This window comes from Streptomyces sp. NPDC005551 (assembly GCF_042871785.1).
Lineage (GTDB): Bacteria > Actinomycetota > Actinomycetes > Streptomycetales > Streptomycetaceae > Streptomyces.
The window spans coordinates 310,996-335,955 of sequence record NZ_JBIAJE010000003.1; the positions used below are offsets into that span (position 1 = coordinate 310,996).

The 24,960-nt window shown below is 71.3% G+C and carries 29 protein-coding genes; 15 read left to right on the top strand and 14 right to left on the bottom strand.

All coding sequences use genetic code 11. From position 1 onward, the window contains the following. Positions 1 to 515: 515 nt before the first annotated feature. The 4 genes from sthA to ACFYP4_RS09690 all read left to right on the top strand — a co-directional run bounded on the left by sthA (position 516) and on the right by ACFYP4_RS09690 (position 3,734). Positions 516 to 1,919 (top strand): Si-specific NAD(P)(+) transhydrogenase, encoded by a 1,404-nt coding sequence (gene sthA, locus ACFYP4_RS09675; RefSeq protein ID WP_388784366.1) that lies wholly within the window; start codon positions 516 to 518, stop codon positions 1,917 to 1,919. A 152-nt stretch (positions 1,920 to 2,071) separates the two neighbouring features. Next, on the top strand, positions 2,072 to 2,692 hold the full coding sequence (locus ACFYP4_RS09680) for an L-threonylcarbamoyladenylate synthase (protein ID WP_358853253.1): 621 nt from the start codon (positions 2,072 to 2,074) through the stop codon (positions 2,690 to 2,692). 197 nt (positions 2,693 to 2,889) lie between these two features. Then, positions 2,890 to 3,270 carry a DoxX family protein gene (locus tag ACFYP4_RS09685; RefSeq protein ID WP_358853254.1) on the top strand — a complete coding sequence of 127 codons (381 nt, stop codon included), beginning with the start codon at positions 2,890 to 2,892 and terminating at the stop codon, positions 3,268 to 3,270. Next, positions 3,267 to 3,734, top strand: coding sequence for a peroxiredoxin (locus ACFYP4_RS09690; protein ID WP_358853255.1), 468 nt, complete (start codon positions 3,267 to 3,269; stop codon positions 3,732 to 3,734). Before ACFYP4_RS09685 ends, ACFYP4_RS09690 begins: the two co-directional genes overlap by 4 nt. A 105-nt stretch (positions 3,735 to 3,839) precedes the next feature. On the opposite strand, the gene ACFYP4_RS09695 is transcribed toward ACFYP4_RS09690, so the two are convergent. Next, positions 3,840 to 4,073: a chaplin gene (locus tag ACFYP4_RS09695; RefSeq protein WP_388784371.1), complete on the bottom strand. Its 234-nt coding sequence runs from the start codon at positions 4,071 to 4,073 to the stop codon at positions 3,840 to 3,842. Between the two features lie 312 nt (positions 4,074 to 4,385). On the opposite strand from ACFYP4_RS09695, the gene ACFYP4_RS09700 reads away from it, so the two are divergent. From ACFYP4_RS09700 to ACFYP4_RS09710, 3 genes are all read left to right on the top strand, one after another. Next, positions 4,386 to 4,592, top strand: coding sequence for a hypothetical protein (locus ACFYP4_RS09700; protein WP_358853256.1), 207 nt, complete (start codon positions 4,386 to 4,388; stop codon positions 4,590 to 4,592). Positions 4,593 to 4,922: 330 nt separating this feature from the next. Then, positions 4,923 to 6,077 (top strand): S1 family peptidase, encoded by a 1,155-nt coding sequence (locus ACFYP4_RS09705; RefSeq protein WP_358853257.1) that lies wholly within the window; start codon positions 4,923 to 4,925, stop codon positions 6,075 to 6,077. A 218-nt stretch (positions 6,078 to 6,295) separates the two neighbouring features. Continuing rightward, positions 6,296 to 7,054, top strand: coding sequence for a ZIP family zinc transporter (locus ACFYP4_RS09710; RefSeq protein ID WP_358853258.1), 759 nt, complete (start codon positions 6,296 to 6,298; stop codon positions 7,052 to 7,054). A gap of 156 nt (positions 7,055 to 7,210) precedes the next feature. Here ACFYP4_RS09710 and ACFYP4_RS09715 read toward each other — a convergent pair whose 3' ends face one another. Next, positions 7,211 to 7,639 carry an ATP-binding protein gene (locus ACFYP4_RS09715; RefSeq protein WP_358853259.1) on the bottom strand — a complete coding sequence of 143 codons (429 nt, stop codon included), beginning with the start codon at positions 7,637 to 7,639 and terminating at the stop codon, positions 7,211 to 7,213. A 472-nt stretch (positions 7,640 to 8,111) separates the two neighbouring features. Between ACFYP4_RS09715 and ACFYP4_RS09720 the strand changes: the two genes are divergently transcribed. Both ACFYP4_RS09720 and ACFYP4_RS09725 read left to right on the top strand, forming a co-directional pair. Further along, the gene (locus tag ACFYP4_RS09720; RefSeq protein ID WP_388784376.1) at positions 8,112 to 9,365 is read left to right on the top strand and encodes a SpoIIE family protein phosphatase; all 1,254 of its coding nucleotides are present in this window, start codon (positions 8,112 to 8,114) and stop codon (positions 9,363 to 9,365) included. Next, positions 9,349 to 9,558, top strand: a complete 210-nt coding sequence (locus ACFYP4_RS09725; protein WP_388784379.1) for a hypothetical protein — start codon at positions 9,349 to 9,351, stop codon at positions 9,556 to 9,558. Before ACFYP4_RS09720 ends, ACFYP4_RS09725 begins: the two co-directional genes overlap by 17 nt. A 17-nt stretch (positions 9,559 to 9,575) precedes the next feature. Here ACFYP4_RS09725 and ACFYP4_RS09730 read toward each other — a convergent pair whose 3' ends face one another. After that, positions 9,576 to 10,256: an SDR family oxidoreductase gene (locus ACFYP4_RS09730; RefSeq protein WP_388784382.1), complete on the bottom strand. Its 681-nt coding sequence runs from the start codon at positions 10,254 to 10,256 to the stop codon at positions 9,576 to 9,578. Positions 10,257 to 10,390: 134 nt separating this feature from the next. Between ACFYP4_RS09730 and ACFYP4_RS09735 the strand changes: the two genes are divergently transcribed. Both ACFYP4_RS09735 and ACFYP4_RS09740 read left to right on the top strand, forming a co-directional pair. Next, positions 10,391 to 10,948 (top strand): TetR/AcrR family transcriptional regulator, encoded by a 558-nt coding sequence (locus ACFYP4_RS09735; RefSeq protein ID WP_358853263.1) that lies wholly within the window; start codon positions 10,391 to 10,393, stop codon positions 10,946 to 10,948. A gap of 86 nt (positions 10,949 to 11,034) precedes the next feature. Then, positions 11,035 to 11,532 carry an MSMEG_6728 family protein gene (locus tag ACFYP4_RS09740; RefSeq protein WP_388784385.1) on the top strand — a complete coding sequence of 166 codons (498 nt, stop codon included), beginning with the start codon at positions 11,035 to 11,037 and terminating at the stop codon, positions 11,530 to 11,532. On the opposite strand, the gene ACFYP4_RS09745 is transcribed toward ACFYP4_RS09740, so the two are convergent. Continuing rightward, a complete protein-coding gene (locus ACFYP4_RS09745; protein WP_358853265.1) occupies positions 11,501 to 11,839 on the bottom strand; it encodes a DUF3140 domain-containing protein in 339 nt (112 codons plus the stop codon). The two genes, ACFYP4_RS09740 and ACFYP4_RS09745, sit on opposite strands and share 32 nt — an antisense overlap. Further along, the gene (locus tag ACFYP4_RS09750; RefSeq protein WP_358853266.1) at positions 11,836 to 12,063 is read right to left on the bottom strand and encodes a DUF2945 domain-containing protein; all 228 of its coding nucleotides are present in this window, start codon (positions 12,061 to 12,063) and stop codon (positions 11,836 to 11,838) included. Before ACFYP4_RS09750 ends, ACFYP4_RS09745 begins: the two co-directional genes overlap by 4 nt. A 182-nt stretch (positions 12,064 to 12,245) precedes the next feature. Here ACFYP4_RS09750 and ACFYP4_RS09755 point away from each other — a divergent pair, with 182 nt between their 5' ends. Then, positions 12,246 to 13,889: a GMC oxidoreductase gene (locus ACFYP4_RS09755; RefSeq protein WP_388784388.1), complete on the top strand. Its 1,644-nt coding sequence runs from the start codon at positions 12,246 to 12,248 to the stop codon at positions 13,887 to 13,889. 34 nt (positions 13,890 to 13,923) lie between these two features. Here ACFYP4_RS09755 and ACFYP4_RS09760 read toward each other — a convergent pair whose 3' ends face one another. The 7 genes from ACFYP4_RS09760 to ACFYP4_RS09790 all read right to left on the bottom strand — a co-directional run bounded on the left by ACFYP4_RS09760 (position 13,924) and on the right by ACFYP4_RS09790 (position 20,555). Further along, the gene (locus ACFYP4_RS09760) at positions 13,924 to 14,403 is read right to left on the bottom strand and encodes a carboxymuconolactone decarboxylase family protein (RefSeq protein WP_388784391.1); all 480 of its coding nucleotides are present in this window, start codon (positions 14,401 to 14,403) and stop codon (positions 13,924 to 13,926) included. 2 nt (positions 14,404 to 14,405) lie between these two features. Continuing rightward, entirely contained in the window at positions 14,406 to 15,482 is a 1,077-nt protein-coding gene (locus ACFYP4_RS09765) for a dihydrodipicolinate reductase (RefSeq protein ID WP_388784394.1), read from the bottom strand. A gap of 33 nt (positions 15,483 to 15,515) precedes the next feature. After that, complete coding sequence (locus tag ACFYP4_RS09770; RefSeq protein WP_388784397.1) at positions 15,516 to 15,911, bottom strand: hypothetical protein; 396 nt, start codon at positions 15,909 to 15,911, stop codon at positions 15,516 to 15,518. Positions 15,912 to 16,080: 169 nt separating this feature from the next. After that, complete coding sequence (locus tag ACFYP4_RS09775; RefSeq protein ID WP_358853271.1) at positions 16,081 to 16,665, bottom strand: WHG domain-containing protein; 585 nt, start codon at positions 16,663 to 16,665, stop codon at positions 16,081 to 16,083. Beyond that, positions 16,658 to 17,494: an alpha/beta fold hydrolase gene (locus ACFYP4_RS09780; RefSeq protein ID WP_388784400.1), complete on the bottom strand. Its 837-nt coding sequence runs from the start codon at positions 17,492 to 17,494 to the stop codon at positions 16,658 to 16,660. Before ACFYP4_RS09780 ends, ACFYP4_RS09775 begins: the two co-directional genes overlap by 8 nt. 257 nt (positions 17,495 to 17,751) lie before the next feature. Continuing rightward, positions 17,752 to 18,873: a sulfite oxidase gene (locus ACFYP4_RS09785; protein WP_388784402.1), complete on the bottom strand. Its 1,122-nt coding sequence runs from the start codon at positions 18,871 to 18,873 to the stop codon at positions 17,752 to 17,754. A 197-nt stretch (positions 18,874 to 19,070) separates the two neighbouring features. Then, positions 19,071 to 20,555, bottom strand: a complete 1,485-nt coding sequence (locus ACFYP4_RS09790; protein ID WP_388784404.1) for an alpha/beta hydrolase domain-containing protein — start codon at positions 20,553 to 20,555, stop codon at positions 19,071 to 19,073. Positions 20,556 to 21,063: 508 nt separating this feature from the next. On the opposite strand from ACFYP4_RS09790, the gene ACFYP4_RS09795 reads away from it, so the two are divergent. Then, the gene (locus ACFYP4_RS09795; RefSeq protein WP_358853275.1) at positions 21,064 to 21,564 is read left to right on the top strand and encodes a hypothetical protein; all 501 of its coding nucleotides are present in this window, start codon (positions 21,064 to 21,066) and stop codon (positions 21,562 to 21,564) included. Between the two features lie 276 nt (positions 21,565 to 21,840). Then, positions 21,841 to 22,413, top strand: a complete 573-nt coding sequence (locus ACFYP4_RS09800) for a DNA starvation/stationary phase protection protein (protein ID WP_358853276.1) — start codon at positions 21,841 to 21,843, stop codon at positions 22,411 to 22,413. A 128-nt stretch (positions 22,414 to 22,541) separates the two neighbouring features. Here the strand turns inward: ACFYP4_RS09800 and ACFYP4_RS09805 are convergent, their stop codons facing one another. Together ACFYP4_RS09805 and ACFYP4_RS09810 are read right to left on the bottom strand one after the other, a co-directional pair. After that, entirely contained in the window at positions 22,542 to 23,474 is a 933-nt protein-coding gene (locus ACFYP4_RS09805; RefSeq protein ID WP_358853277.1) for an anti-sigma factor RsbA family regulatory protein, read from the bottom strand. Next, complete coding sequence (locus ACFYP4_RS09810; protein WP_358853302.1) at positions 23,474 to 23,836, bottom strand: STAS domain-containing protein; 363 nt, start codon at positions 23,834 to 23,836, stop codon at positions 23,474 to 23,476. The genes ACFYP4_RS09805 and ACFYP4_RS09810 overlap by 1 nt, the downstream gene beginning before the upstream one ends. 238 nt (positions 23,837 to 24,074) lie before the next feature. Between ACFYP4_RS09810 and ACFYP4_RS09815 the strand changes: the two genes are divergently transcribed. Beyond that, a complete protein-coding gene (locus ACFYP4_RS09815) occupies positions 24,075 to 24,944 on the top strand; it encodes an RNA polymerase sigma factor SigF (protein WP_358853278.1) in 870 nt (289 codons plus the stop codon). Positions 24,945 to 24,960: the final 16 nt, after the last annotated feature.

Sequence of the window (24,960 nt, forward strand, 5' to 3'; positions counted from 1 at the left end):
TCGGGGCGGACCCCTCGGTCCGGTCCGGGGCCAGGCTCACCCGGTCCGGACCAGGCCAATCCGGTCCGAGCCAGGCCCATCCAGCCCGAGCCGGACCCCTCGGTCCGGCCAGACCCACCCGGTCCAGTTCGGGGCGGACCCCCCGGTCCGGTCCGAGCCAGGCCCACCCAGGCGGGACCGGGCCGGGCCGAACCGCCGCCTTTCGAGCCAGCCCCCTCCCGTCCAGGCCAGGCCCCTCCCGTCCGGGCCAGACGCATCCGGTCCGGACGGGACGGACCCCCCTTCCAGGCCGGGCCGGCCGAGGGCATCCCGCGCGCCGGTCCGGGCGGAGCGGCCCCCTCCCGTCCGGGACGGGACGGACCCCCTTTCCAGGCCGGGCCCGCCGAGGGCATCCCGCGCGCCAGGGGTGCCGCCGGTACGGACGGCTCTCCGGCCGCGGGGAAGACCCCACGTGGCGACGACGGTCGGGGCTCCGCTCTTCCGGGACGGGCCGTCGGCCTGTCAGACTCCGGAGGGTGCCCGACTTCGACATGCTTGTCATCGGATCCGGCCCCGGCGGCCAGAAAGCTGCCATCGCCGCAGCCAAACTCGGCCGCCGAGTCGCCGTCATCGACCGCCCCGACATGGTCGGCGGGGTCTCCATCCACACCGGGACGATCCCCTCGAAGACACTGCGTGAAGCGGTGCTCTACCTCACCGGCCTCACCCAACGTGATCTCTACGGCCAGAGCTACCGGCTCAAGGAGGACATCACCGTCTCCGACCTGACCGCACGCACCCAGCACGTGGTCGGCCGCGAGGTCGACGTCATCCGCAGCCAGCTGTCCCGCAACCACGTCTCCCTGTTCGGCGGCACCGGCCGCTTCGTGGACGACCACACCGTCGCCCTGCGCGAAGTGAACGGTCACGAGAGGCTGTTGAGCGCCGAGCACATCGTCATCGCGACCGGCACGCGCCCCGCCCGACCCGCCAGCGTCGAGTTCGACGAGCGGACGATCATGGATTCGGACAACGTCCTCCACCTGGAACGTGTGCCGCGCTCCATGGTCATCGTCGGCGCCGGCGTGATCGGCATGGAGTACGCCTCCATGTTCGCCGCGCTCGGCAGCAAGGTCACGGTGGTCGAGAAGCGGCCCGGAATGCTCGACTTCTGCGATGTCGAGGTCGTCGAATCACTCAAGTACCACCTGCGCGACCTGGCCGTCACCTTCCGCTTCGGGGAGACCGTCGCCGCGGTCGAGCGACATCCCCGAGGCACTCTCACCGTCCTGGAGAGCGGAAAGAAGATCCCCGCGGACGCCGTCATGTACTCCGCCGGGCGCCAGGGCCTCACCGACGAACTCGACCTGGACAAGGCCGGGTTGTCCGCCGACCGGCGCGGCAGGATCACGGTCGACGAGCACTACCGCACCGAGGTGCCGCACATCTACGCCGTCGGCGACGTCATCGGTTTCCCGGCGCTGGCCGCGACCTCCATGGAGCAGGGCCGTACCGCCGCATACCACGCCTGCGGTGAGCCGGTGAACCGGATGCACGACCTTCAGCCGATCGGCATCTACACCATCCCCGAGATCAGCTTCATCGGCGGGACCGAAGACCAACTCACCCGGGATTGCGTGCCGTTCGAGGTCGGCGTCTCGCGCTACCGCGAACTCGCCCGCGGCCAGATCATCGGTGACTCGCACGGCATGCTGAAACTGCTGGTCTCCCCCGACGACCGCACACTGCTCGGCGTGCACTGTTTCGGCACCGGCGCCACCGAGCTGATCCACATCGGCCAGTCCGTCATGGGGTGCGGCGGCACGGTCGACTATCTGGTCGACGCCGTCTTCAACTACCCGACCCTCGCCGAGTCCTACAAGGTGGCCGCCCTTGATGCGACCAACAAGATCAGACAGATCGACCGGCTCAGGGACTGAGGGACGCGGACGGCACGGCTGTGGCCGCTCGGGACACTGGACGGTGCCGACGGGTGGAACAGGTCCCGGCCGGGACGACGGGACGGGCCGTCGGCGGGAGAATCGGCCCGGGCCTGCGTCGGTCCCGGCAGCCGAGAGCATAAGCTCGACGGATGGCGAAGTACTTCGATGTGCACCCCGACAACCCTCAGCAGCGCACCATCAACCAGGTGGCGGACAGCATCCGCTCGGGCGCGCTCGTGGTCTATCCGACCGACTCCTGTTTCGCGCTGGGCTGCCAACTGGGCAGCCGGGACGGCATCGACCGGATCCGTACGATCCGTCGCCTCGACGACCGTCACCACTTCACGCTCGTGTGCGAGAACTTCGCGCAGCTCGGCCAGTTCGTACGCGTCGACAATGACGTCTTCCGCGCCATCAAGGCGTCCACGCCCGGCCGCTACACCTTCATCCTCCCCGCGACGAAGGAGGTGCCGCGCAAGCTGCTCCACCCGAAGAAGCACACCGTGGGCGTCCGCATCCCCGATCATGCCGTCGCGCAGGCCCTGCTCGCCGAACTCGGTGAGCCGCTGCTGTCCAGCACGCTGCTGCTGCCCGACGAGGACGAACCGCTGACCCAGGGCTGGGAGATCAAGGAGCGTCTCGACCACGTCGTGGACGCGGTGGTCGACTCCGGGGACTGCGGGACCGAGCCGACGACCGTCATCGACTTCTCCGGTGGCGAGGCCGAGATCGTACGGCGCGGAGCCGGCGACCCCTCACGGTTCGAGTAGCCCCCGCCCGGGTGGGCGTCCGCTCGGATCAAAAAGTCTTCGGGTCGACCCTCAGGGCTCCTCCCGTCACGGCCTCACTCGACCGGTTCGCCGCCGGGGGTCCCGCATACCGCTCCCACGAAAGGGTGCGCCCCGACCCGCCCACGACTCCCTACCGTCCAGTAATATCGCGCGGCAGGCCCCTCAGAGGAGAAACCGTGCCCAGGTCGGAACGCTCACCCCTGCTGCTCGCCGGTCTGCTGGCCTCGGCGGGCGTCATCCACTTCGCCGCCCCGAGCAAGTTCGACGACACCATCCCACGCTCGCTTCCGGGCACGCCCCGGACCTGGACGTACGCGAGCGGTGCCGTCGAGCTGGCCCTGGCGGCGGGCGTGGCCCTGCCCCGTACGCGCCGTGCCGCCGCACTGGCCACCGCCGCGTTCTTCGTCGGCGTCTTCCCCGCCAACGTCCGGATGGCGCTCGACTGGCGGCACCGCCCCGCCCCCCTCAGGACCGCCGCCTACGCCCGGCTTCCGCTCCAGGTGCCGCTCGTGCTGTGGGCACGCGGTGTCGCCAGGAACCAGAAAGGTCTGTCATGACGAGTCGCGTGGACGTGGGGGACCAGGTCGAGGACTTCGCCCTGCCTGACGAGACCGGCACGCCCCGGCACCTGTCCGAACTGCTCGCCGACGGCCCGGTGGTGCTGTTCTTCTACCCGGCCGCCCTCACCCCCGGCTGCACCTCCGAGGCGTGCCACTTCCGTGATCTGTCCGCCGAGTTCGCCGCGGCCGGAGCGCGACCGGTGGGCATAAGCGGCGACCCCGTCGACCGCCAGCGGGAATTCGCCGGGCGCCACACCCTCGGGTTCCCGCTGCTGTCCGACGTCGACGGCACCGTCCGGGAGCGGTTCGGCGTCAAGCGCGGTTTCTCCATGGCCCCCACCAAGCGGATCACCTTCGTGATCGCGAAGGACCGCACGGTCCTCGAAGTGGTCCGCAGCGAACTGCGGATGAGCGTGCACGCCGACCGGGCTCTCGCCGCGCTGAGCGCACATCGGGCCTGACCCGGGAGCAGCGGGAGGCCCGGAGCGACGCGACGCTCCGGGCCTTCGGAACCGCTGGATCGACGGGCCGCGCGATGATCACCGCTGAGCCCGCGTCACCCGAGGTCAGCCGTTCTTGCAGGTGTTGCCGAACGCCGGGTTCAGCAGGCCGCCCACGTTGATCGAGTTGCCGCACAGGTTGACCGGGACGTGCACCGGCACCTGGATGACGTTGCCCGACAGGACACCCGGGCTGCCGACCGCGACCCCGGTGGCATCGGAGTCCGCGGCGGCTGCCCCGGCGGTGGCCAGGACGGACACGGTGGCGAGGGCGGCCGCGGTCATCAGGCGGATACGCATTACAAGCTCCCATCAGTCGTACGGTTGCGGTCTCTTCACCATCACCTCGGGAACCGGCAACCGACATTGCTGTACGGCCGAACGGGGTCCCGGCGAGCCCTGGACCGGCTCCGGCATCACCCCCGGGGGGCGTGTCCGCTGCCGCCCCCGGGAGTCCGGAGTGCAGGGAATGCCGGGAAAGTGAACAATACGAGAAACGTCCACGGCTTCACGTCTCCGGAAGCCGGCACCAGGTGACCCCGGAGGCCAGGAGTGCACTCCCGCAGGCCAGGGGTACCCGTGGGACAGATCAGGTCGACCAGGGAGAACACCATGTCAAAGACGCAGCCCGGTTCGCCTTCCCCGTCCGACGACGCGACCACCCCGGACGCCCTCCTGCACACCGGTGCCGGCGGCGAGGTGTCCGCCGAGGACCTGGTGCTCGCCGCCGGCCGTGATGTCAATCCGAAGAACCTGGCCTGGGCCGAGCGCAGGCTGGCGGAGGACGGTCCGGCCGCCATGGACAAACTGCTGCCGTAGCCCCCTGCAACAACCGAGCGGCCGAGCGGGACATCCCCGCTCGGCCGCCGCGTTTGCGCGTGCGCGGCCACCTCCCCGCCACCCGCCGCCAGCCGCTGCCACCCGTGCGCGCCTGTCCGCGCCTGTCCGCGCCTGTCCGCGCCTGTCCGCGCCTGTCCGCGCCTGCGCGAAACGAGCTCAGCCCGACTTGGGCACGGCAGTGAATGAAGTCCCCGTATTGGCATGGACCTGTCCATGATCCACCGCTACGCTCGTGGGCGCACGATCTGAGAGCGCTCTCACCGCCTTCGCTCCACTCCCCCACGTCCGGAACGACGAAAGGCAACTCCCTTGAGACGCACGACAGTTCTGCGCTCCTGCCTGTCCGCGGCCCTGCTGCTGAGCACCCTGGCGGCCGGGCTCACCACCCAGGCGTCGGCGGCCGGCACGCCCGCCGCCTCCGGCACCGAGGCCCCGGCCTCGGCATCCCTGATCACCGCCATGCAGCGGGACCTCGGCCTGTCCAGGACCGAGGCCACCGAGCGGCTCGAGGCCGAGACGACGGCGCGGAGCGTGGACCGCGCCGCCCGCCGCGCCGCAGGCACCTCGTACGGGGGCTCCTGGTTCGAGGCGAAGACCGGCAGACTCACGGTCGCCGTCACGGACGACGCGCGCCGGGACGCCGTACGGGCCACCGGCGCCGGGGTGACCCTCGTCGAGCACAGCCTGCGGCAGCTGGACGCCACCCTGACCCGCCTCGACGCGCTCCACGCCCCGGCCGGGGTCAGCAGCTGGCACGTCGACCCCCGCAGCAACTCCGTCGTCGTCGGTGTGGTCACGGCAGAGAAGAATGACAACGATGTCCGGTCATTCCTGAACAAGGCCCGCAAGGCGGGTCCCGTGACCGTTCGCGAAACGCGGCAGGCGCCTCGCACCTTCGCGGCGGGGACGGTGGGCGGCGATCCGTACTACACGGGCAACGTCCGCTGCTCCATAGGCTTCTCCGTGCACGGGGGCTTCGTCACGGCCGGACACTGCGGCCAGGCCGGCGCCGGAGTCAGCGGCTGGGACCGCAGCTACATCGGAAACTTCCAGGGCTCCTCCTTCCCCGAGAACGACTACGCCTGGGTGAACGTCGGCAGCGGCTGGTGGACCGTGCCCGTCGTGCTGGGCTGGGGAACCGTCTCCGACCAGCTCGTCCGCGGGTCGGGCGAGGCTCCCGTCGGCGCCTCCATCTGCCGGTCGGGATCGACGTCGCACTGGCACTGCGGCACCGTCCTCGCCAAGAACGAGACGGTCAACTACAGCCAGGGTGCCGTGCGCCAGATGACGAAGACGAGCGTCTGCGCCGAACCCGGGGACTCGGGCGGGTCCTTCATCAGCGGCGACCAGGCGCAGGGCGTCACCTCGGGCGGCTGGGGCAACTGCGGCAGTGGCGGCGAGACCTGGTACCAGCCGGTCAACGAGATCCTGAACCGCTACGGCCTCACGCTCCACACGGCCTGAGCTCCCCGGCAGCCGGCCCCCACCCGGACCGCGGGGGCCGGCCGCACAGGCGTCGGTCCGGCCGTCGGCCACCAAATGAACGCTCCCGCGGTGCGCCGGAATACCAGAGCCCCCGGAACGGCCTCGTCGAGGACCGGATTCCGCTGCGGTACGCCATCCTCGAACGGCCGGGTACGTCCCAGCAATGAACGGGGTTCGGCCAGGGTAGGCGGTGCGGCGTGACAGATGTGATGCAGGCGGGTTTGTGGGGTCTGGTGGCCGGGTCGGCGCTCCTTCTGGGCGCCGCGCTGGGATACGGGCTGCGGGTACCGCCGAAGGTGATCGCCTCGGTGATGGCCTTCGGCTCCGGAGTTCTGCTCTCGGCGGTGGCCTACGAGCTGATGGGCGAGGCCTACGACCAGGCGGGCCTCGCGCCTGCCGCGATCGGGGCTCTGGGCGGCGCGCTCGCCTACACGGGCGGGAACATGTGGCTCGCCCGGCGCGGCGCCCGGCACCGCAAGCGCTCGGGCAACGCCGCGCAGAAGGCGCAGCCCACCGAGGCGGACCAGGCCGGATCCGGAACGGCGCTGGCGCTGGGCGCCCTGCTGGACGGTGTGCCGGAGTCCGCGGTGATCGGTGTCAGTCTGCTGGACGGCGGCGCGGTGAGCATGGTCACGGTTGCCGCTGTGTTCATCAGCAACGTGCCCGAGGGGCTCTCCAGTTCCGCCGGGATGAAGAAGGCGGGGCGCGGAAAGGCCTACGTCTTCGGGGTGTGGTCGGCGATCGCCGCCGCGAGCACGATCGCGGCGGTCCTCGGGTACAGCGTCGTCGGCCAGCTCTCCACCTCCGTCGTCGCGGGGGTGACGGCCGTGGCCGCCGGAGCCATCCTCGCGATGATCGCCGACACGATGATTCCCGAGGCGTTCGACGAAGCTCACCTCGCCATCGGCCTGATCACGGTCGGGGGCTTCCTCGTCTCCTTCGCCCTGTCGCACTGACCCGGCGGGGGGCCGGTCGGGGCAGGGACCGACTGGTGTGCCGTCCGTGCCGGGCGAACCCTCCGGCGCACCGGCCCCCCGCCCCGGTCCGCCCCCTCGCGGTACGCCTACCGGAGGGGGCGGCAGGTCGGCCGACGGGGTGGACCCGTACCGGCGTCATGTCTTCTCGACGGTCTCGGTTTCCTCGGGGAGGCGGAAACAGGCCGTCACCGTCTTTCCGTTGGGGCAGCGCCGGGCCTGCCAGGTGTCGGCCAGCGCGTCGACCAGGAACATGCCCCGCCCGCCGAGGGCCTCCGTGTCCGCCGGGCGGGGTTCGGGCAGCTTGGGCGAGGAGTCGTGCACGCTCACGTGCAGGCAGTCGGTGTCCCAGGTGAGCAGCAACTGCGCGCTGCTGTGCGCGTGCACATGCGCGTTGGTCACCAGCTCCGAGACCGTCAGCAGGACCGCGTCCGTGGTCTCGGGCGCGGTCTTGGTCCATCCGAGCGCGTCCAAGTGCTCGCGGGCCCACTGCCGCGCCTCGTTGACACCGCGGGAGAGGGGCATGGAACGAGCCCAGCCCACAGCCTTCATCGACGATCCGCTCATGGTCATCCTTTCGCATGTGCTCAAGACCCCGTCTCGTGCGTCTACCCCCATCAGGGGCTTCAGTGCAGAGATGTCGCCGGGAAGGGCGGTCGAGCGGGAGCCGGGGGGCGACGTCGGGTGGATCGCCCGGTCAGCGGCACTGTTTCGGGCGGGGCGTCGGCCGGCGGAGGGGCAACCCCGGCCTCAGGTGCTCGGTGCCGTGGTGCGGGGTGCCCTCGGAGGGAGCACGAGGCAGGTGAACCGGTCGGGCGTCTGCGAGGATGGGGCGCATGGACGTACGCAGCGGAGAACCGGGGCGGGCGATCAGCGAGCGCCCGGCCGCCGCGGCCCTCAGGCTCGTCCCCGGTCCGTCCGTCCACCGGGGAGGTCCGGCCCCCGCGCTCCGCCCGCCCGGGCCCGCCGTGACGCCCCGCCGCCCCCGCACAGGCACCCCGCACGGGACCGTCACCGGTGCCCCCGTCGGCGCGCTTCGATGATGTGTGGGGAGGACCGCCGGGACGCGGACCGGGGCGGCCCACCGGACGAGGCGGCGCTGTTCTCCGCGCTTCTCGAGGACAGCGCCGAGGACCTGTACGAGAACGCGCCGTGCGGCTACGTCTCCACCTTGCTGGACGGCCAGATCGCCAAGGTCAACGGCACCCTGCTGAACTGGCTGGGGTACGACCGGGACGAGCTGGTGGGACGCAAGCGGTTCTCCGACCTGCTCACCATGGGCGGCCGTCTGTACCACGAGACCCACTACGCCCCCCTGCTGCGGATGCAGGGCGAGGTCAGCGGCATCGCACTGGAGCTGAAGGCAGCGGACGGCAGCCGGCTGCCGGTGCTGGTGACGTCGACGGTGAAGACGGGCGGCGACGGGCATCCGGTGCTGATCCGCACCACCCTCTTCGACGCCCGTGACCGCCGCGCCTACGAGACCGAACTGCTGCGTGCCCGTCAGGAGTCCGAGCGGGAGCGGGAACGCCTCAAACGCCTGAACGACACCCTGCAGCGGACGCTGCTGCCGCCCACTCTGGCGGACGTGCCCGGCCTCGACGTGGCCGCGTACTACCACATCGCGTCCACGGACGAGGTCGGCGGCGACTTCTACGACCTGTTCCCGCTCGGCTCCGGCACCTGGGGGCTGTTCCTCGGCGACGTCTGCGGAAAGGGCGCCGCCGCCGCGGCCGTGACCTCGCTGGCCCGCTACACGCTGCGTGCCGCGGCGGTCTACGACCCTGATCCGGTCGCGGTGCTCGGCAACCTGAACACCGTCCTCAACCACGAGTACCAGGGACCCGACCCGCGCTTCTGCACGGTCATCCTCGGGTTGCTGACCCCGGACGGCGACGTGGGCGGCTTCCGCATCACTCTGGCGAGCGGCGGGCATCCGCCGGCCCTGCTGATGCGCGCCGACGGCAGTACGGACTACCTGCCCACACCCGGGGGGCAGCTGATCGGTGTGCTGCCCGACGCGCACATCAGCACCACCTCGCTGCGGCTGGACCCGGGAGACACCCTGTTGCTGTACACCGACGGTCTCACCGAGGCGCACACCGCCGCCGCGGGCGACCGCTACGGCGACGAGGCCCTCCTGGAGTTCGCGCACGCACTGGCCCCGACCACGGCCACGAACGCCGTCGCAGCGATTCGCGACCTGCTCGGCACGTTCGGCCCGGGCGTGGACGACGACACCGCCGTGCTGGCGATCAACGTGCCCCGACAGCCCCGTGAAGAGCAGCAGTGAGCCGACTGAGGGTCCAGACGCGGAACAAACCCGTCGGCCCCTCATCGAGCTGGCCGGCGTCTTCGGCATGACCCTGACGGTGGTGCCCGATCGCGTCGGCAGGACCTTCCGCGTGATCGGCCTCGATCAGGACGTCACCACCCACGCCACCGCACGGGCCGCCGAACTCGCCCGGCGGATGCCCGCCGGCTGAGCCCCCGGATCGCGAGGTCAGCCGGTCAGCACCCCCAGCCCCTGCTTGACCTGGCGGCTCAGCTCGTCCGCCAGCACCTCCGGGGCGCCCTTCTCCATGCCGTCCAGGGCCTGGGCGGCGACGGTCGCGGGGTCGGACTTCTGCGCCGGGTCGACGTGGGCGGCCATGTCCGTGTCCATGTAGCCGACGTGCAGCGCGGTGACCTGGATGCCGCGCGGGGCGAGCTCCTCGCGTACCGAGTCCGTCAGGGACCAGGCCGCCGCCTTGCCCGCGCTGTAGGCGCCGAGACCGGCGGGGTGCAGCCAGGACAGGACCGAGAGGACGTTGAGGATCGCGCCGCCGCCGTTGGCCTCGACGACGGGGGCGAAGGCGCGGGTGACCCGCAGGGTCCCGAAGTAGTGGGTCTCCATCTCGAGCCGTACGGACTCCCAGTCGCCGGAGACGAGCGGTGTCTCGGTGGAGATGCCGGCATTGTTCACCAGGAGGGTCGCGTCGGACGCCGTGCGGGCGGCCTCCCGGACCGACTCGGCGTCGGTGATGTCGAGGCGCAGCGGGATCGCGCCGGGCAGATCGACGGTCTCGGGTCGGCGGGCGGCGGCGTAGACCTTGGCGCCGCGCGCGAGCAGTTGTTCGGCGAGATGGCGACCGAGGCCTCGGTTGGCTCCGGTGACGACCGCGACGGCGTTGGTCAGGTCCATGGTGCAGTCCCTTCAGGGGTACCGGCACGACCGGGTCGGCCGCACCTCGCATTTAGATTACCTCCATAATCTAAAAAGGGAAGGGGAGGCCGTAGGATAGATGTCACTCGGCATCCATTCGTGGGAGGTGGCTCATGGGCCGCGTATCGAAGGACCAGGCACGCGAGAACCGGCAGCGCGTCGTCGCCAGCGCCTCGCGCCTCTTCCGCGAGCAGGGCACCGACGGAGTCAGCGTCGCCGACCTGATGAAGGCGGCCGGCCTGACGCACGGAGGCTTCTACAAGCAGTTCGCCTCCAAGGAGGCCCTGGTCGACGAGGCCACCGCGCACGCCTTCACCACCCTGGAGGAGCGGCTGGGCGACGCCCTGGGAGCCCACGGCGGCGACCCCGCGGCCGCCCGCGGCGACCTGATCGACTACTACCTCTCCCCCGAGCACCGCGACGATCCGGCCGGCGGCTGCCCGACGGTCGCGCTCGCCGCGGACATGTCCCGCAGCCCGCACGAGGGCACCGCGCACGAGACCTACACGGAAGGGGTGCGCCGCTTCGCCGCGTGGCTCGCGACCGCGGAGGACGACGGCCTGGCGAGACTCAGCACCCTGGTCGGCGCGCTGATGCTCGCGCGCGCCGTCAAGGGCGACCCGCTCTCCGACGAGATCCTGGCGGCCGCCCGCACCCAGGTGACGACCTGACGGCAGGCGGTATCGTCTGCCGCCGGCGGCCCGCGTCCACCCGAATCGGCCGTCTGGACACGGCACGCGCACGGTACGGATGAAACGTGCAGACCTTTCTCCCCTACCCCGACTTCACCGAGTCCGCCGCGGCCTTGGACCTGCGCCGTCTGGGCAAGCAGCGCGTCGAGGCGCTCCAGGTGCTGCGCGGCCTGACCGTGCCCGGCTACGGCTGGCGCCACCATCCCGCGGTGCGCATGTGGCACGGCTACGAGGAGGCACTGGTGCGCTACGGCCTGGAGGTCTGCGGGGTGTGGACGTCCCTCGGCCGTGGCGACACGTGCGCCGCCTCACTGGTCGGCGACCTGTCCGCGCACCGTCCCGGCCTCCCCGTGCGCTCGCAGGACGAACTCGCCGGCGACGGGGAACTGCCGCCCTGGCTGGGCGATCCCGCGTTCCACCGCAGTCACCAGTCGGCCCTGGTGCGCAAGGCCCCGGAGTTCTACGCCGCCCGTTTCCCCGGAGTCCCCGACGACCTGCCGTACCTCTGGCCCGTGTCGGACCGGCCCTCGCTCACTTCTCGGGATCGTGGCCCCAGTTCATGAGGGAGTGCCGCCACGGCGTGTCCGTGACGTCCCCCTGCGGCCGCTGCGCGCGGTGCCGGTGGACATAGCCGACCACCTTGCGCATGTGAGCGAGGTCGTCCGCGGTCAGATCGGCCTTCCGCGCCCGCAGCAGCCGGACGATGCGGCGCCCCGAGGCATGCCCGACGCTCTCGCCGCCGTCCTTCTGCCCGACGCTCCGGGACTCGTCGGTCTCCAGCCACTCCTCCAGCTCGCCGGGCGTCATGTTCACGACCTCGCCGAACGCGTCAAGTGTCTCCTCGCGGTCGCCGTCCCCCTGTCCACTCATCCGCGCTTGCCCTTCTTGCGCAGGGACTCGGGCTTGTGCACGGCCGACCGCCCGGACTTGTCGCTCTCCACCTCGTACTGAGGGTCCTCCGGTGAGGCGTCGACGGTGCGTCCGGCCGCCCCGGTACGCCGGGTGATCTTCTTCGTGACCTTTCCGGGCACGGTCTGCCCGTGGCTGCGCCACGAGACCTCGTCGCCCTCGGAAAGCTTCTTGTCCTTCGCCATGGCCGTCCTCCGCCGATCGGGGTCCCCGCCCTTCCAGCATCGAAGTCCGGACGGCACGCCGCATCCCGGCCACGCGTGGCCGCCATCGGCACCGGGCGCAAGTTACCTGAAGGTATCTAGTGACTTAATACGCAACTAACAGTAGAACCTGTTCTCACTCATCAGAGAGTGAGGAACCTCAAATGAACCAGAATTCCTTGCAGGGCAACGACATGAGGGGTGTCTCGCGTCGTAGATTCATCGCTGGAACAGGTTCTGTTTTTGGTGCCGTGGCGCTGACGGGCCCCGCCGCTGCGATCCCGGCACCCGCCGCCGTCGCGGCCGGTCCCATCACACCGGGAGCCCATGTCCCCGCGCTGGTGATCGGCACCGGGTACGGCGGCTCCGTCGCCGCCCTGCGACTCGCCCAGGCAGGCGTCGACGTCCACATGATCGAGATGGGCATGGCCTGGGACACCCCCGGCCCGGACGGCAGGATCTTCGCCAACACCACCAGTCCCGACCACCGCTCCTACTGGCTGCGCACCAGGACCAAGCAGCCCCTCAGCAACTTCCTGGGCTTCCCGATCGACAGGGAAGTCCCCCGTTACACCGGGATCCTGGATGCCGAGGAGTTGGGCGGCATCACCGTCTACCAGGGCCGCGGCGTGGGCGGCGGCTCGCTGGTAAACGGAGGCATGGCGGTGACACCCCGGCGTGAGAACTTCGGCGCCGTCCTCCCGTCGGTCGACGCCGACGAGATGTACGGCACCTACTACCCCCGCGCGAACGCGGGCCTCGGGGTCGCGACCGTGGACCCGGCCTGGTTCGAGACCGCCGAGTGCTACCGGTACGCACGGGTCGGCCGCAAGCACGCCCAGCGTTCCGGCTTCCCGTTCGTCTTCGTGCCGGACGTGTACGACTGGGCGTACATGCAGCAGGAAGCGGCCGGCACCGTCCCCAGGTCGGCGCTGGCCGGCGAGATCCTCTACGGCAACAACTACGGCAAGAAGTCACTGCAGAAGACGTACCTCGCGCGAGCCAGCGCGACCGGAAAAGTCCACATCTCTGCTCTGCACAAGGTCACTTCGGTCTCCCCCGCGGCCGGCGGCGGCTACACGGTCGTCATCGACCAGCTCGACACCGGCGGCGGCACCACGGCCACCAAGACGGTGACCGCGGACCGGGTGTTCTTCGCGGCCGGCAGCGTGGGCACCAGCAAGCTGCTGGTCAGGCTGAAGGCCACCGGCGCGCTGCCCCGCCTCGACGACGAGATCGGCAAGGGGTGGGGCGACAACGGCAACGTCATGTGCGGCCGCGCCAACCACATGTGGGACCCCACCGGCAGCCTCCAGTCGAGCATCCCCTGCGCCGGCATCGACAACTGGGCCGCAGGCGGGGCGTTCGCCGAGGTCGCGCCGCTGCCCACCGGGATCGAGACCTACGCCTCGTTCTATCTGTCGATCACCAGGAACCCCAACCGGGCCCAATTCTCGTGGAACGCCGCATCGGGCCGGGTCGAGCTGAACTGGCAGACCGCCTGGAAGCAGCCGTCCATCGACATGGCCAGGACCATCTTCGACAAGATCAACGCCAAGGAGGGCACGATCTACCGGACCGACCTCTTCGGCACCTACAAGATCTGGGGCGACCACCTCACGTACCACCCGCTCGGCGGCGCGGTGCTCAACCGGGCCACCGACAACTACGGCCGCCTGCACGGGCATCCGGGCCTCTACGTCATCGACGGCGCGCTGATCCCCGGCAACACCAGCGTCAATCCGTTCGTCACCATCACGGCTCTCGCCGAACGGAACATCGAGAAGATCATCGCCACCGATCTGTAGCGGCGTGCAGCGGCGGGACCTCGCCCGGTCCGGCTCAGGGGGCGGGCAGCACGCACACGGAGTCGAGGCCCAGCACATGGTTGAGCCGGCCGAACGCCAGCCAGGAGCCGATGCTCATGCTCAGCTCCACGATCTCGCGCTGGCTGTAGTGCGCGGTCATCCGGGTCCAGAACTCGTCGTCGAGACCGTGGTGATCCAGGGCGTACCGTTCGGCGTACTCCGCGGCCAGCCGGGTGCGGTCGTCGAAGGCGTCGGTGGTACGCCACCGGGTGACCGCGTCGGCGAACCCCTCCTCGACCTTCCGGCCCTCGCGTTCCGTGCGCCAGTCCTGGCAGAACAGGCATCCGTTGATCTGCGCGACGCGCAGTCGCGCCGCCTCGAACTCCCTCAGTCCCAGCGTCGTGTGCTCGTACACCGACAGGGAGAAGTTCGCGGCGGCCGTGCCGATCCCGGGGACCATCTCGCCCCACACGTATCCGATCGGTTCCTGGCCGCCGGGGATGTCGATCCGCATGGTCATGTCCTTCCGAGTCGGCCGACCGCGGGACGCAGCGGGACGTCGAGCGCGTCGTAGAGCCCTGGATCCGCGTGCGCGAGCCAGTCGACGGCGCCGACGAGACGACCCACCGCGGTGGCGTTCCCGCCCGCGGAGCGGTTCTCGTCCTCGTCGGTGGCCTCGACGGTGACCTCGATCCGGGGGCGGCCCTCGATGATCACGCGGTGTGCGCCGTCTCCACCGTCGGGCGGCGACGGCCAGTCGGGAGCGCACGACGCGTGGATACGGGTGACGTGCTCGATGACGAGGCGCGGCTCGCCGCCGACGATGCCCCGCACCTCGAACCGCACCGCGCCCTGCGTGCCGGCCTCGAAGGCGCCCATCGTGCGGGTGACGACCGTGCTGTCGAGGGCGCGGCGGTCCAACGTCTCCTGGATGTCGTCCAGTTCGGCGCCGAGCGCTCTGGCCATCAGCCGGATCTGGCCGCCCCACACCATGGTGGGTACGGAGGGAGCGAGCATCAGCGGTTCGTAGTCCATCGGCTGGCCCATCCCCACGAGATACCGGACGGACTCCTCCTGCTCGTACGTGGAGTAGTCGAAGATCTCCTGGCAGCGGACGGCGTCGACGACCGTACCGAGTCCGCTGACCAGCAGGGGCAGGACGTCGTTGCCCCACCCGGGATCGACGCCCGAGGCGAACAGTGATCCGCCGCCGTCGGCGACGGCGGCCAGCACCGGGTCCCGGAACTCGGGCGGCGCACCGCGCTTGTCGTAGAGCGGATACAGCGAGGGGGTGACGACCACTGCCCCGGCCCTGATCGCCCGGCTGACGTCGGCGAGGGCGCCGTCCGGCCGGAGGTCACCGGAGGCCGCGTACACCACCGCCCGCGGGCCGGCGGCCAGCACGGCGGCGATGTCGTCGGTGGCCGCCACCCCCAGACGCCGGCCAAGGCCGGCCAGCTCGCCCGCGTCGCGCCCGGCCTTGGCCGGGTCGTGCACGAGGACTGCCGCGAGTTCCAGCGCCGGGTGCGCCTCGACGGCGCGGATGGCCGCCCGGCCGACATTGCCGGTGCCCCATACCACCGTGGGAATCATGCGGCGGAGGGTAGCGGGAGGACCCGAAGGTTCCTAGGGCCGCGTACGGCCGAGATGGACAGCTGAGGTCTCCGCAGTCACCGGCGGGCGGTCGGCCTGATCGCGGGTAGCACTCAACAGGGCTCGCCAGCGCGGTAGTTCGGTGAACGGCACCACGAGGCACAGGACAGTCACCGTCGCGGCGATCCACGTCCCCCACAGCACCCACGCGGACGTTGCCGCCGCCACCAGGTGGAGCACGACCAGCAAGACGGTGACGATGCCCGGTACCGCAACGGGCGCGTCTCCGCCGGGCCGGTCGCCCGGGGTGCTGAACACGGCAGGCGGCCCGATCAGCAGCAGGACGGCGCCGATCGCCAGCGGGACGGAGTGCGGCCACAGGGCCCAGGGGGTGCACACCCAGGCGGTCACCTCGCCGGCGAAGCGCATGCCTCCTCGGGCGTAGTCGTGCCCCGGCCGCTGCGTCCTGGTCCTCACGGTGCTTACAGCGGCCTCCGGACTTCGATCGGCACAGGGCGCCTCGGACAGCGGCTCGGCCGGAGTCCTCCCGTTCACAGGTGGCTGCGGGGTGGACAGGGAGGGATCGGTGGCGGCCATGTCATCCTTCGGAGGCGCGATGGGAAGAGTCCGCCTGGAAGCCGGCGATCAGGGTGTCGATGAGGAAGTGGAAACTCCGCGTGACGTCTCGGGGCATCTCGAAGCCGCCGGTGCCCTCAAGGGTGACGAACCCGTGAAGTGCTGAGCGCATGGCCCGGGCGGAGTCGACCACGCGCGCGTCGGGCAGGCCGAAACCGGCGAGGACGTCGAGCAGAACCCGCAACGCCGCTTCGCTGACGCGACGGTCCTCCTCGTCATCGGCCGCCGGAGCGGGGACGGTGGCGGCGTAACGGCCGGGGTGCTCCAGGGCCCAGCGGCGGTAACTGTCGGCGAACGCCCGGACCGCGTCCGGGCCGGAACGGCCGACGGACTCCCGGGCCAGCTGATGGGCGAATTCACGCTTGGCCTGGACGGAGATGCCGTGCCGCAGTTCGTGCAGGGAGCCGACGTGCTTGTACAGGGACGGTGGCCGTACGCCGAGCCTGTCGGCCAGCAGACCCATGGTCAGGCCCGCCAGACCGACCTCGTCGGCCAGCGCCGCTCCCGCCGCGACGACGGCGCTCGTATCGAGGCCCGCCCTAGGCACGGGCGTGTGCACCCAGGAAGGCCAGCATCAGGGACACCGTCTCCTCCGGGTACTGGTCGTGCGGGTAGTGGCCGGCTCCCTCGATCACCGCGAGCTCTCCGACACCGGCCGGCATCGCGGCCACGATCGCCTCGCCCTCGGCGCGCGGATCCACCCAGTCGGGGTCGAGGGAGCCCTGCACGATCAGGGCAGGGCACCGTACGTTGCCCAACTGGGCGCCGGCGTCGGTCGGCGCCGACTGCCCCATCTTCTGCATCGCCCGCATCCGGCCGGGCTCTCTCAGCATCGCCTCGATGCGGGCCAGCCGGTCGGTCCAGTCGGCCGGCTTGTTGCCCGGGTAGGCGTGGTCGAGATAGCGGGACCACAGTCCCACGCTGCCGAACAGACTGGAGCCGAGCAGCCGGAAGGCACCCTTGCGGTAGCTCTTCGAGCGGAAGTCGCCGAGTTTGATCGACTGCGCGCGCGTGAAGGGGCCCAGTTCGATGATTCCCCTGACCAGGCCGGAATCCTGGGCGGCCGCGATGGTGGCGGCGCCGCCGGAGATCGAGTGGCCGACGAGGACGGCCGGGCCGCCGTCGATGTGGCGGATCACCGCGAGCAGATCGCCCGCGATGTCGGTGCGCGAGTAGGAAGGCCATTGCGCGCTCGACTCGCCACAGCCCCGCAGGTCGACCGCGGCCACTCGATACCCCGCCGCCACCAGACGCGGCACGACGAACCGGTACGCAGCGCGGCTGTCCCCCATGCCGTGGGCCAGGACGACCAGCGGGCCTTCCCCGGCTGCCTCGTAGGCAATGGTGCCGCCCCGGACGGTGACGAACTCAGCCATGACATCCCCTGCTCGTTGAGCGCACAGCTCCAAGCTAATGCGACTAGCTAGAAGCTAATGCCCATAGCCAGCAGAGTCAACCCCGGCGGAGTGCCAGGTGAGGGCGAGGGGGAAGGTCCACCCCGGTGAACCGGAAACAGCCGCGATCAGGCCGAACCGGCCCAGACGGTCAGGCCGTTACCGCCGAGCAGCCCACCGGTTCGGCCCCGGACATGCGCGCTGCCTGACGTCCCATCAGCAGAGCGTGTCGATCGTCGTCAGCCGGTGCCCGCGACGCAGAGGACGGGCACCCGCTGGACGATGTTGTTCGCGAACCCGCCGCGGTTCCACGGCTGCCGCAGGGGCTGCGTGCGGCCCTCGGCGTCCGTGGCGCGGGCGCTGAGCACATGGCTGCCCGGAACGGCGGTCCACTCGAAGCGCCAACGGCGCCAGGCCCAGCGGTGACCGGTGTCCGGGTCCAGGTCGGCCGCGTACCAGGAGCGGCCCTCGTCGGGGCTCACCTCCACGGAGGTCACCGGAGCGCGACCGGACCAGGCGCGTCCCTCCAGCACCACGACTCCGGGCCGGACCACCCGCGACCGCGACATGAAGTCCGGGAACCCGGGCGGCACGAGCAGGGCGCGGGGGGCGATACGGGTGACCGGCTCCCCCTCGTCGTGCGCCTCCTGCCTGAGCCGGTAGGCCACCGACTGCTGGAACCCCGTGAAGGGGGTGTCGGCGACCGTGATGTCCCGCAGCCATTTCACATGCGCCATGCCGTACCAGCCCGGCACCACCAGCCGCACCGGATACCCGTGCTGGGGCGGCAGCGCGGCGCCGTTCATCTCGTACGCGACGAGGACCTCCGGGTCGCGTCCGGTCGCCACGTCCAGGGGCAGACCACGCTGGTAGTCCTGCTCGACTCCGCGCTCGATCCCGTGGTCGGCGCCGGTGAAGACCACGTCCACCCCGGCCGGGTCGACACCCGCCTCGGCGAGCAGGAGCCGCAGCGGCACGCCGGTCCACTCCGCGGTGCCCGCCGCCTCGACCAGCCACGGCTGGCTCACGGGCCGCGGGGTCAGCAGGGCCCGGCCGTTGCCCGCGCACTCCATGGTGACCCGCTGGGTGACCGCGGGAAACGACCGCAGGTCCGCCGTCGTGAGCCGGAGCGGGCGGCGGACCAGGCCGCCGACCGCCAGCTCCCACGTGCCCTCCTCCGCGTACGGGATGTCGTAGTGGGTCAGCACGTAGTGCAGGCCGGGCGGAGTGACGTCGTAGCGCAGCGCCTCCAGCGGCAGCCCGTGGTTCCGGGCGGCGAGGGCCAGTTCCTCGTGGCTGATGCCCTCCTCCGGTCCGGCCAGCCGGGCGGGACCACTGACATCGCTCACAGGTCGGCTCATGCCTGCATTGTCCGCCCGGCGCCCCGGCCCGGTCACGCGGGGGGCCGCCCGACCGCGTACACGCGGATGACGGCGACTGCGGTCCGGACCGGGCGAGTGCCACGAACCCGGCCACGAGCCGGCGGCGGGGTGGCTACGTCGGCCGACCCGAGAACGGCCCGCTCCGGACCGTCCTCGGGTCGCCTGCCCGGGTGGGGTCAGCGCCCGACGGGAGAGTCCTGCGCGGCGGAGACGATCGCGGTCGCGTCCTCCGGCAGCAGGTGCCCGGCCCGTACGGACGTCTGCGCGACCGCCCGCACCCTGCTCACGTACCCCTCGTGCGTCGGATAGAGCCGGCTGAGCACCGGTTCCGCGCGGGGCGGGAAGGACGGGTCGGACGGGTCGCCCCCGTCGTGCCGGTCCCACGGGTCGGCGTCACCGTTCCACGGGTCCCGCGCACCGTACAGACCGCAGAAGAGACCGCTCCCGCTGGTGTCCCGCATGCCGGTGAGCGTGCGGGTCGGCACCGTCACGTCGGGCAGCCTGACGCCGCCGACGGCGAGTCCGGTCGCCGGGTCCCGCAGGTCGGTGTTCAGCTGCGCTCCACTCGCCGGCCGGGGACCGCCCCGCGCCCAGTCGGCCAGCCCCCGCAGCGCCGCGTTCATCGCGTAGTGGCCGGGGCCGTCGTTGAACGGGGCCGACCCGGCGGCGCAGCCGGGCGACGGCGCGGCGGAACCCGCCGACCTGATCACCGTCGGCTGCCCGACGTCGTAGGCCCACTGGTCACCGTGGGCGGTGCCGGCCACCTCCCAGTGCACGACTCGGTCCGTGTCCGGCTGCCGTGCCGCCGAGGCACCCGGCACATCGGTCTCCGTGAGCACGACGAACGTCGGGACCGCCAGGTCGGTCCGGATGCGGGACGGGTACGGCATCTGCAATATGTCGCCCCGGTCGCCGCTGATCGGCGCGGCGATGGCGCTGTTGCTGTGCACCATGAGCCCGTCGTAGACACCGGCGACCGGCTGGACCGCGTTGGCGTACGTCGTCATGAAGCCGGCCGACTGCGACTCGCCGTCCGCGAGCAGCGTCCTGATCTTGAGCCCGCCGAGCGGATCGGGGCCGTCCGGGGTGCGCAGCGCCTGCCCCGCCTGGGAGAAGATGTCGTAGGCGAACGCGTCGCCGGGGTGGACCAGAGTGCCGTAGCGGTCGGGGTCCCAGCCCTTGAGTCCGTGGATCGCGCCGGAACCGCCGTTGACGCCGACCGCCTGGGCCGAGACGCCCACCCAGGCGTAGCCCTTGCGCAGCAGTTCCTCCCGCGCGAACCAGTAGTCCGGTGAGAGCTCGATCTGACCGCTGACGTTGAGCCATTCCACGACCACGGTGCCGTTGAACTTCGCCGCGTCGACGGGACGGCGCACGAGGAGCCGGCTCTTGTACGCGGCACGGCCGGCCTCGCGTACGCTCCACCGGCCGTCCGAGCCCCATGTCCCGGACTTGGTGTACGACGTGGCGGTGCCCGAGGTGAAGTACTCGCTCTCGGTGTAGCCGTACGAGCCGAGGTCCTCCGCCGCGGCGAGGAACGGGAAGCCGTGGCTGCCGGCGGGCGGGACGGTGAGGACGGGGTTCGCGGCCTCGGCGCGCGCGGGTGCGGCCGTGGATGCCGCCTGGGCGGGCGACGGGCCGAGGAGCGTGGCGACGAGCACCGCTCCCAGGGTCGTGACGGTGGCCCACCGTCGGTGTAACCGGTCGGGACTGTGCATGCGTTGCCTCCAACGGACGGTGTCGGACGGGTCGAGAACGCAGCCTCGTCCGCCCGCGCCGACCGGCCATCGGCGAAACCACCGGCGTCGACGCGGGGGCCGGCCCGCCGCCGATGGCGCGGGTGCGCCGATCCCGGCCATGCCCTCCCGCGGATCGCGCCGGTGCGCCGGTGCGGCCCTCCCCCGAGCGCCTCGGCCACCCGCACGCACGTGAGGGGCACACGCGTCGACACCCGGCCCAGCCCGGCCCTGCGCTGATCACGCCGGTGCGCCGAGCACCTCGGCCACCCGCTCGCGCGTACGGCCACCGGCGCGACCCGCCCTCGCCGCTGGTCACGCCGTTGCGCCGGTCCCGCCCTCCCCCGAGCACCTTGCCCCCCACTCGCCTGGCCGAGGGCCCGGCCGCCACCCGGCGGCCGGGCCCTCGCAGGTCCCTGGCACACTGCTCGCCATGGCACCGCTCACGCCCGCCCGCGCGCTCGTCCTTCTCACCGGCGGGCTGACCTGCCTCCTGACGGCCGCGGGCGGTCTCATCGGCGCCCTTCTCGGCGGTCCGGGTGCCGGCCTCGCCGCGGGACTCGGCTCGGCCGCGGCCGGCGCGGCCGGTTCCTTCCTCGTCCGACGGCGGGTCATGGCGAGCTTCCGCGCGGCGCAACGGCAGGCCGGTGCCCGCGGTTACGCCGAGGGCCTCGCGCACGGCGTCCTCGTCCAGGTCGCCGCCTACGAAGCCGCGGTGTTCCCGCGTTCGGGTCCGTGGGGCGTCACCCCTGAGGAGCGTGCCGCGCGCCGCACGCTCGCGTACCGGATGGCCGCGGTGGACGAGGTCCCGGAGTCGGTCAGAAAGACGGCGGCCGCCGCGCTCGCCCTCCTCGACAGGGCCGACCGCGCGGGCGTCGAGGAAGCGATGACGGAACTGGCGGCGGCCGTCCGCAAGGAATACGCGCGCCCCTGAGCCCGCGCTCATCCGCGTTCGCGCAGGCACCGCCGGGAATGTGAATGCGAGGCGCCTTTCACTTCCGCCCCTGCCTCATCTACGTGTAGCCCGCAAGAACCGGGGCACGTGAGGTCTGAAGGTTGATAACAATGGTTCCGCTTCTTCTGGTTCCGCTGCTCGCCCTGATCCTTTTCGGGACGTCCGGCGGTCGGCGCGGACGCTGGTACCGCTGGTACCGCTGGTAGAAGACACGGCGCACCGCACCGTCAACCTGTCCACGAAGGGAGAGAAATGATGTCGACGTCCTCGACCCCGAAGTACACGGTCCCCGGACTCAGCACACAGGACGGCGGAAAGGTCATCGACCAGCTGCGTATGCGGCTGCACGCCCTGAACGACCTTTCCCTCACGTTGAAGCACGTCCACTGGAATGTCGTCGGCCCGCATTTCATCGCCGTCCACGAAATGCTCGACCCGCAGGTGGACCGCGTACGTGAAATGGCCGACGACACGGCTGAGCGCATCTCCGCCCTCGGCGGAGTGCCGCACGGGACCCCGGGCGCCCTGGTCGCCGAGCGCACCTGGGACGACTACGACGTCGGCCGCGCCGACGCCATCGCCCACCTCGGCGCCCTCGACCTCGTCTACACCGGCATCATCGAGGGCCACCGCTCCACGCTGGCCGAGGTCGCCAAGACCGATCCGGTCACGGAGGACCTTCTCATCGAGCACCTGCGCGCACTGGAACAGTTCCAGTGGTTCGTGCGAGCCCACCTCGAGAGCTCCGGCGGAACGCTTTCGACAGCCGACTCGAAGACGGAGCGCCAGGCGGCGCACGACGCCGAGCAGCAGAGCGGCTCGCGTTAGCAGCCACGCCAGCTGGAAGGCCCGGACCCGCATGGGTCCGGGCCTTTTTCGTGGTCGTGGGTCCCGGCGCCGTCCGCTCGGGTCGTCAGCCGACGCGAGCGGGGCCGCCGAGCCGGGCGGTGCCGGGGTCAGCCGCGGGAGAGGTAGCTGCGTACCGTCGTCCCGACCGAGCCGGTGTGCACCCGGACTAGGTCGGACAGGTAGTGGACGAGCAGCAGGCCGCGGCCGCCGAGCTGCTGCGGAGGGGCCGGGCGCCGGCCGGCCAGCAGGTCGGTGAGCTGCCCCTCGTCCTGCACCTCGCACACGATCTGCTCGCCCTCGGCCCAGACCCGCACAGTGCCCGCACCGCCTCCGTGCACGACACTGTTGGTCGTCAGCTCGGCCACCACGAGCGCCAGATCCTGGAGCCGCAGCTCGCTCATCCCGCGCTCCCGCGCCGCGGCGAGCGCGAAGTCACGGGTGACCGGCAGGGCCTCCGCGTCGAAGCGGGCCGTCGCCGCTCCCGGCGGGTGGTCGAGTGCTTCGTTGAAGCGGGCGAGCACGCTCTCGACCGCGTAGTCGCTGCTGATCTGCTCCTCGCCCTTGTCGATGACCACGGGGTGCGTGGCGCGGGCGTCGTCGATCACGTCCGCGGGCAGTGCGTCGGCGTCGTAGGGACACAGGATCGTCACGTCCCGGCCGCGGAACGCCATGTTGATCAGCGCCTCGTGCTGGACGCAGGCCGGGTACTCCACCGCGGTCCGGCCGGCCCAGATCGGCTCTCCGATGATGCGGACGTGACCGCCGCTGCGGGCGTCGGCGAACGCGCGCAGGACGGACGGGATGATGCGGCCGGGATTGCGTCCGGCCTTCGTCATGTCGACGAAGTGCACGTCGGCGGCGCTCGGTCCGAGCCCGGTCCGGATCAGGTCCAGCTGCCGGGCCGGGGCCGCCACCGCGACGGGCTCCTCGGCCTTCAGGCCGTCCAGCAGGAACGGTACTGTCCCCTCCACGTACTCCTGGTCGCCGCGGTAGAAGAGCGCCGGGTGGACGAAGGGCTCGGGTCGGGTGGCCGTACTCATCACGCCGCCACCTCAATCTTCAGAAGGTCTGGCCAGAACATCTGCAATATCCGCTCGAGCTCGGGCGGTGGTTGTTCCAGCACCAGACGCCGCTTCCCCTGCAGGCTTTGTGCGGTGCGCGCCAGCTCGGCGGCACCGGCGACGTCGACGAACGTGATCGCCGACAGCTCCAGGAAGCAGACGTGGTCGGACTGACTCGCGAGCTGCCCCAGCGCTTTCCGCCAGACGGGACGGGTGGGCGGACTGATCTCGCCGACCATCCGTATGCCCGGGCGCTCCACGAGTGCGTACGAATGGAGGATCGCCGCGCCGAGCTGCCGCGAGTCGGGTGCCGTACCCGAGCCGTCACCACCGAACGCCATGTCCACCGCCTCACCTGGAGAGGCCAGCGTACTCGGCCGCTTTGACGGCCGGACGACCCCCTGCCCGGCGCCGGGCCCGTACGGGCCGTCAGGGCGTGCCAGGACCGGCAGACGGGCCGGGGGGGTGAACGCACCGGTCCCTCTGATATGCATGTTCCGTCAAATCGGGTGGATTGATTCTCCTGAACCTGGGCAAGCGAGCCCTGTCATCAGTACTTCGACGATTGGGGTGGACGGCATGGCAGCCGTGACGGCGGTGCAGGCAATGGGCACGGCGGGCGAGGCGGTCGAGGCGGACCTTCCCTTCATCGAGGACCCCTCGCAGGTCAAGCCGAAGGACGCCCGTGACCTCTCGCGCCAGTTCTTCGACCGGCTCGCCGTCCTCGAAGAGGGCACCCGCGACTACCAGTACGTCCGCAACACGCTGATCGAGATGAACCTCTCCCTGGTCCGCTACGCGGCGTCGCGCTTCCGCAGCCGCGGCGACTCCATGGAGGACATCGTCCAGGTCGGCACGATCGGCCTGATCAAGGCCATCGACCGGTTCGAGCTCACGCGCGAGGTCGAGTTCACCTCCTTCGCCGTCCCCTACATCGTCGGTGAGATCAAGCGCTTCTTCCGGGACACCAGCTGGGCGGTCCACGTGCCCCGCCGGCTCCAGGAGGCCCGCGTCGAGCTCGCCAAGGCCAACGAGGAGCTGCAGACCCGCCTGGGCCGCACTCCCACCACTCGCGAGCTGTCCGAGCTGATGTCCCTTCCCGAGGAAGACGTCATCGAGGCCCGCAAGGCCGCCAACGCGTACAGCCCCACGTCCCTCGACGCGGCGCTCGTCGGCAGCGGCGGAGCGGACGGCGAGAGCGTCCTTGCCGACTTCATCGGTGCGGACGACCCGTCCCTCCAGCTGGTGGAGGACTTCAACTCCCTGGCGCCGCTGATCGCCCAGCTCGACGACCGGGAGCGGCTTATCGTCCACCTGCGGTTCGTCGAGGAGCGCACCCAGGCCCAGATCGGTGAGGAGCTCGGTGTCTCCCAGATGCACGTCTCCCGGCTGATCACCCGCATCCTGAAGCGGCTCCGCACGGGACTGCTGGACCCGGCCGTCGCCTGACATCCGGCCCCGCGGG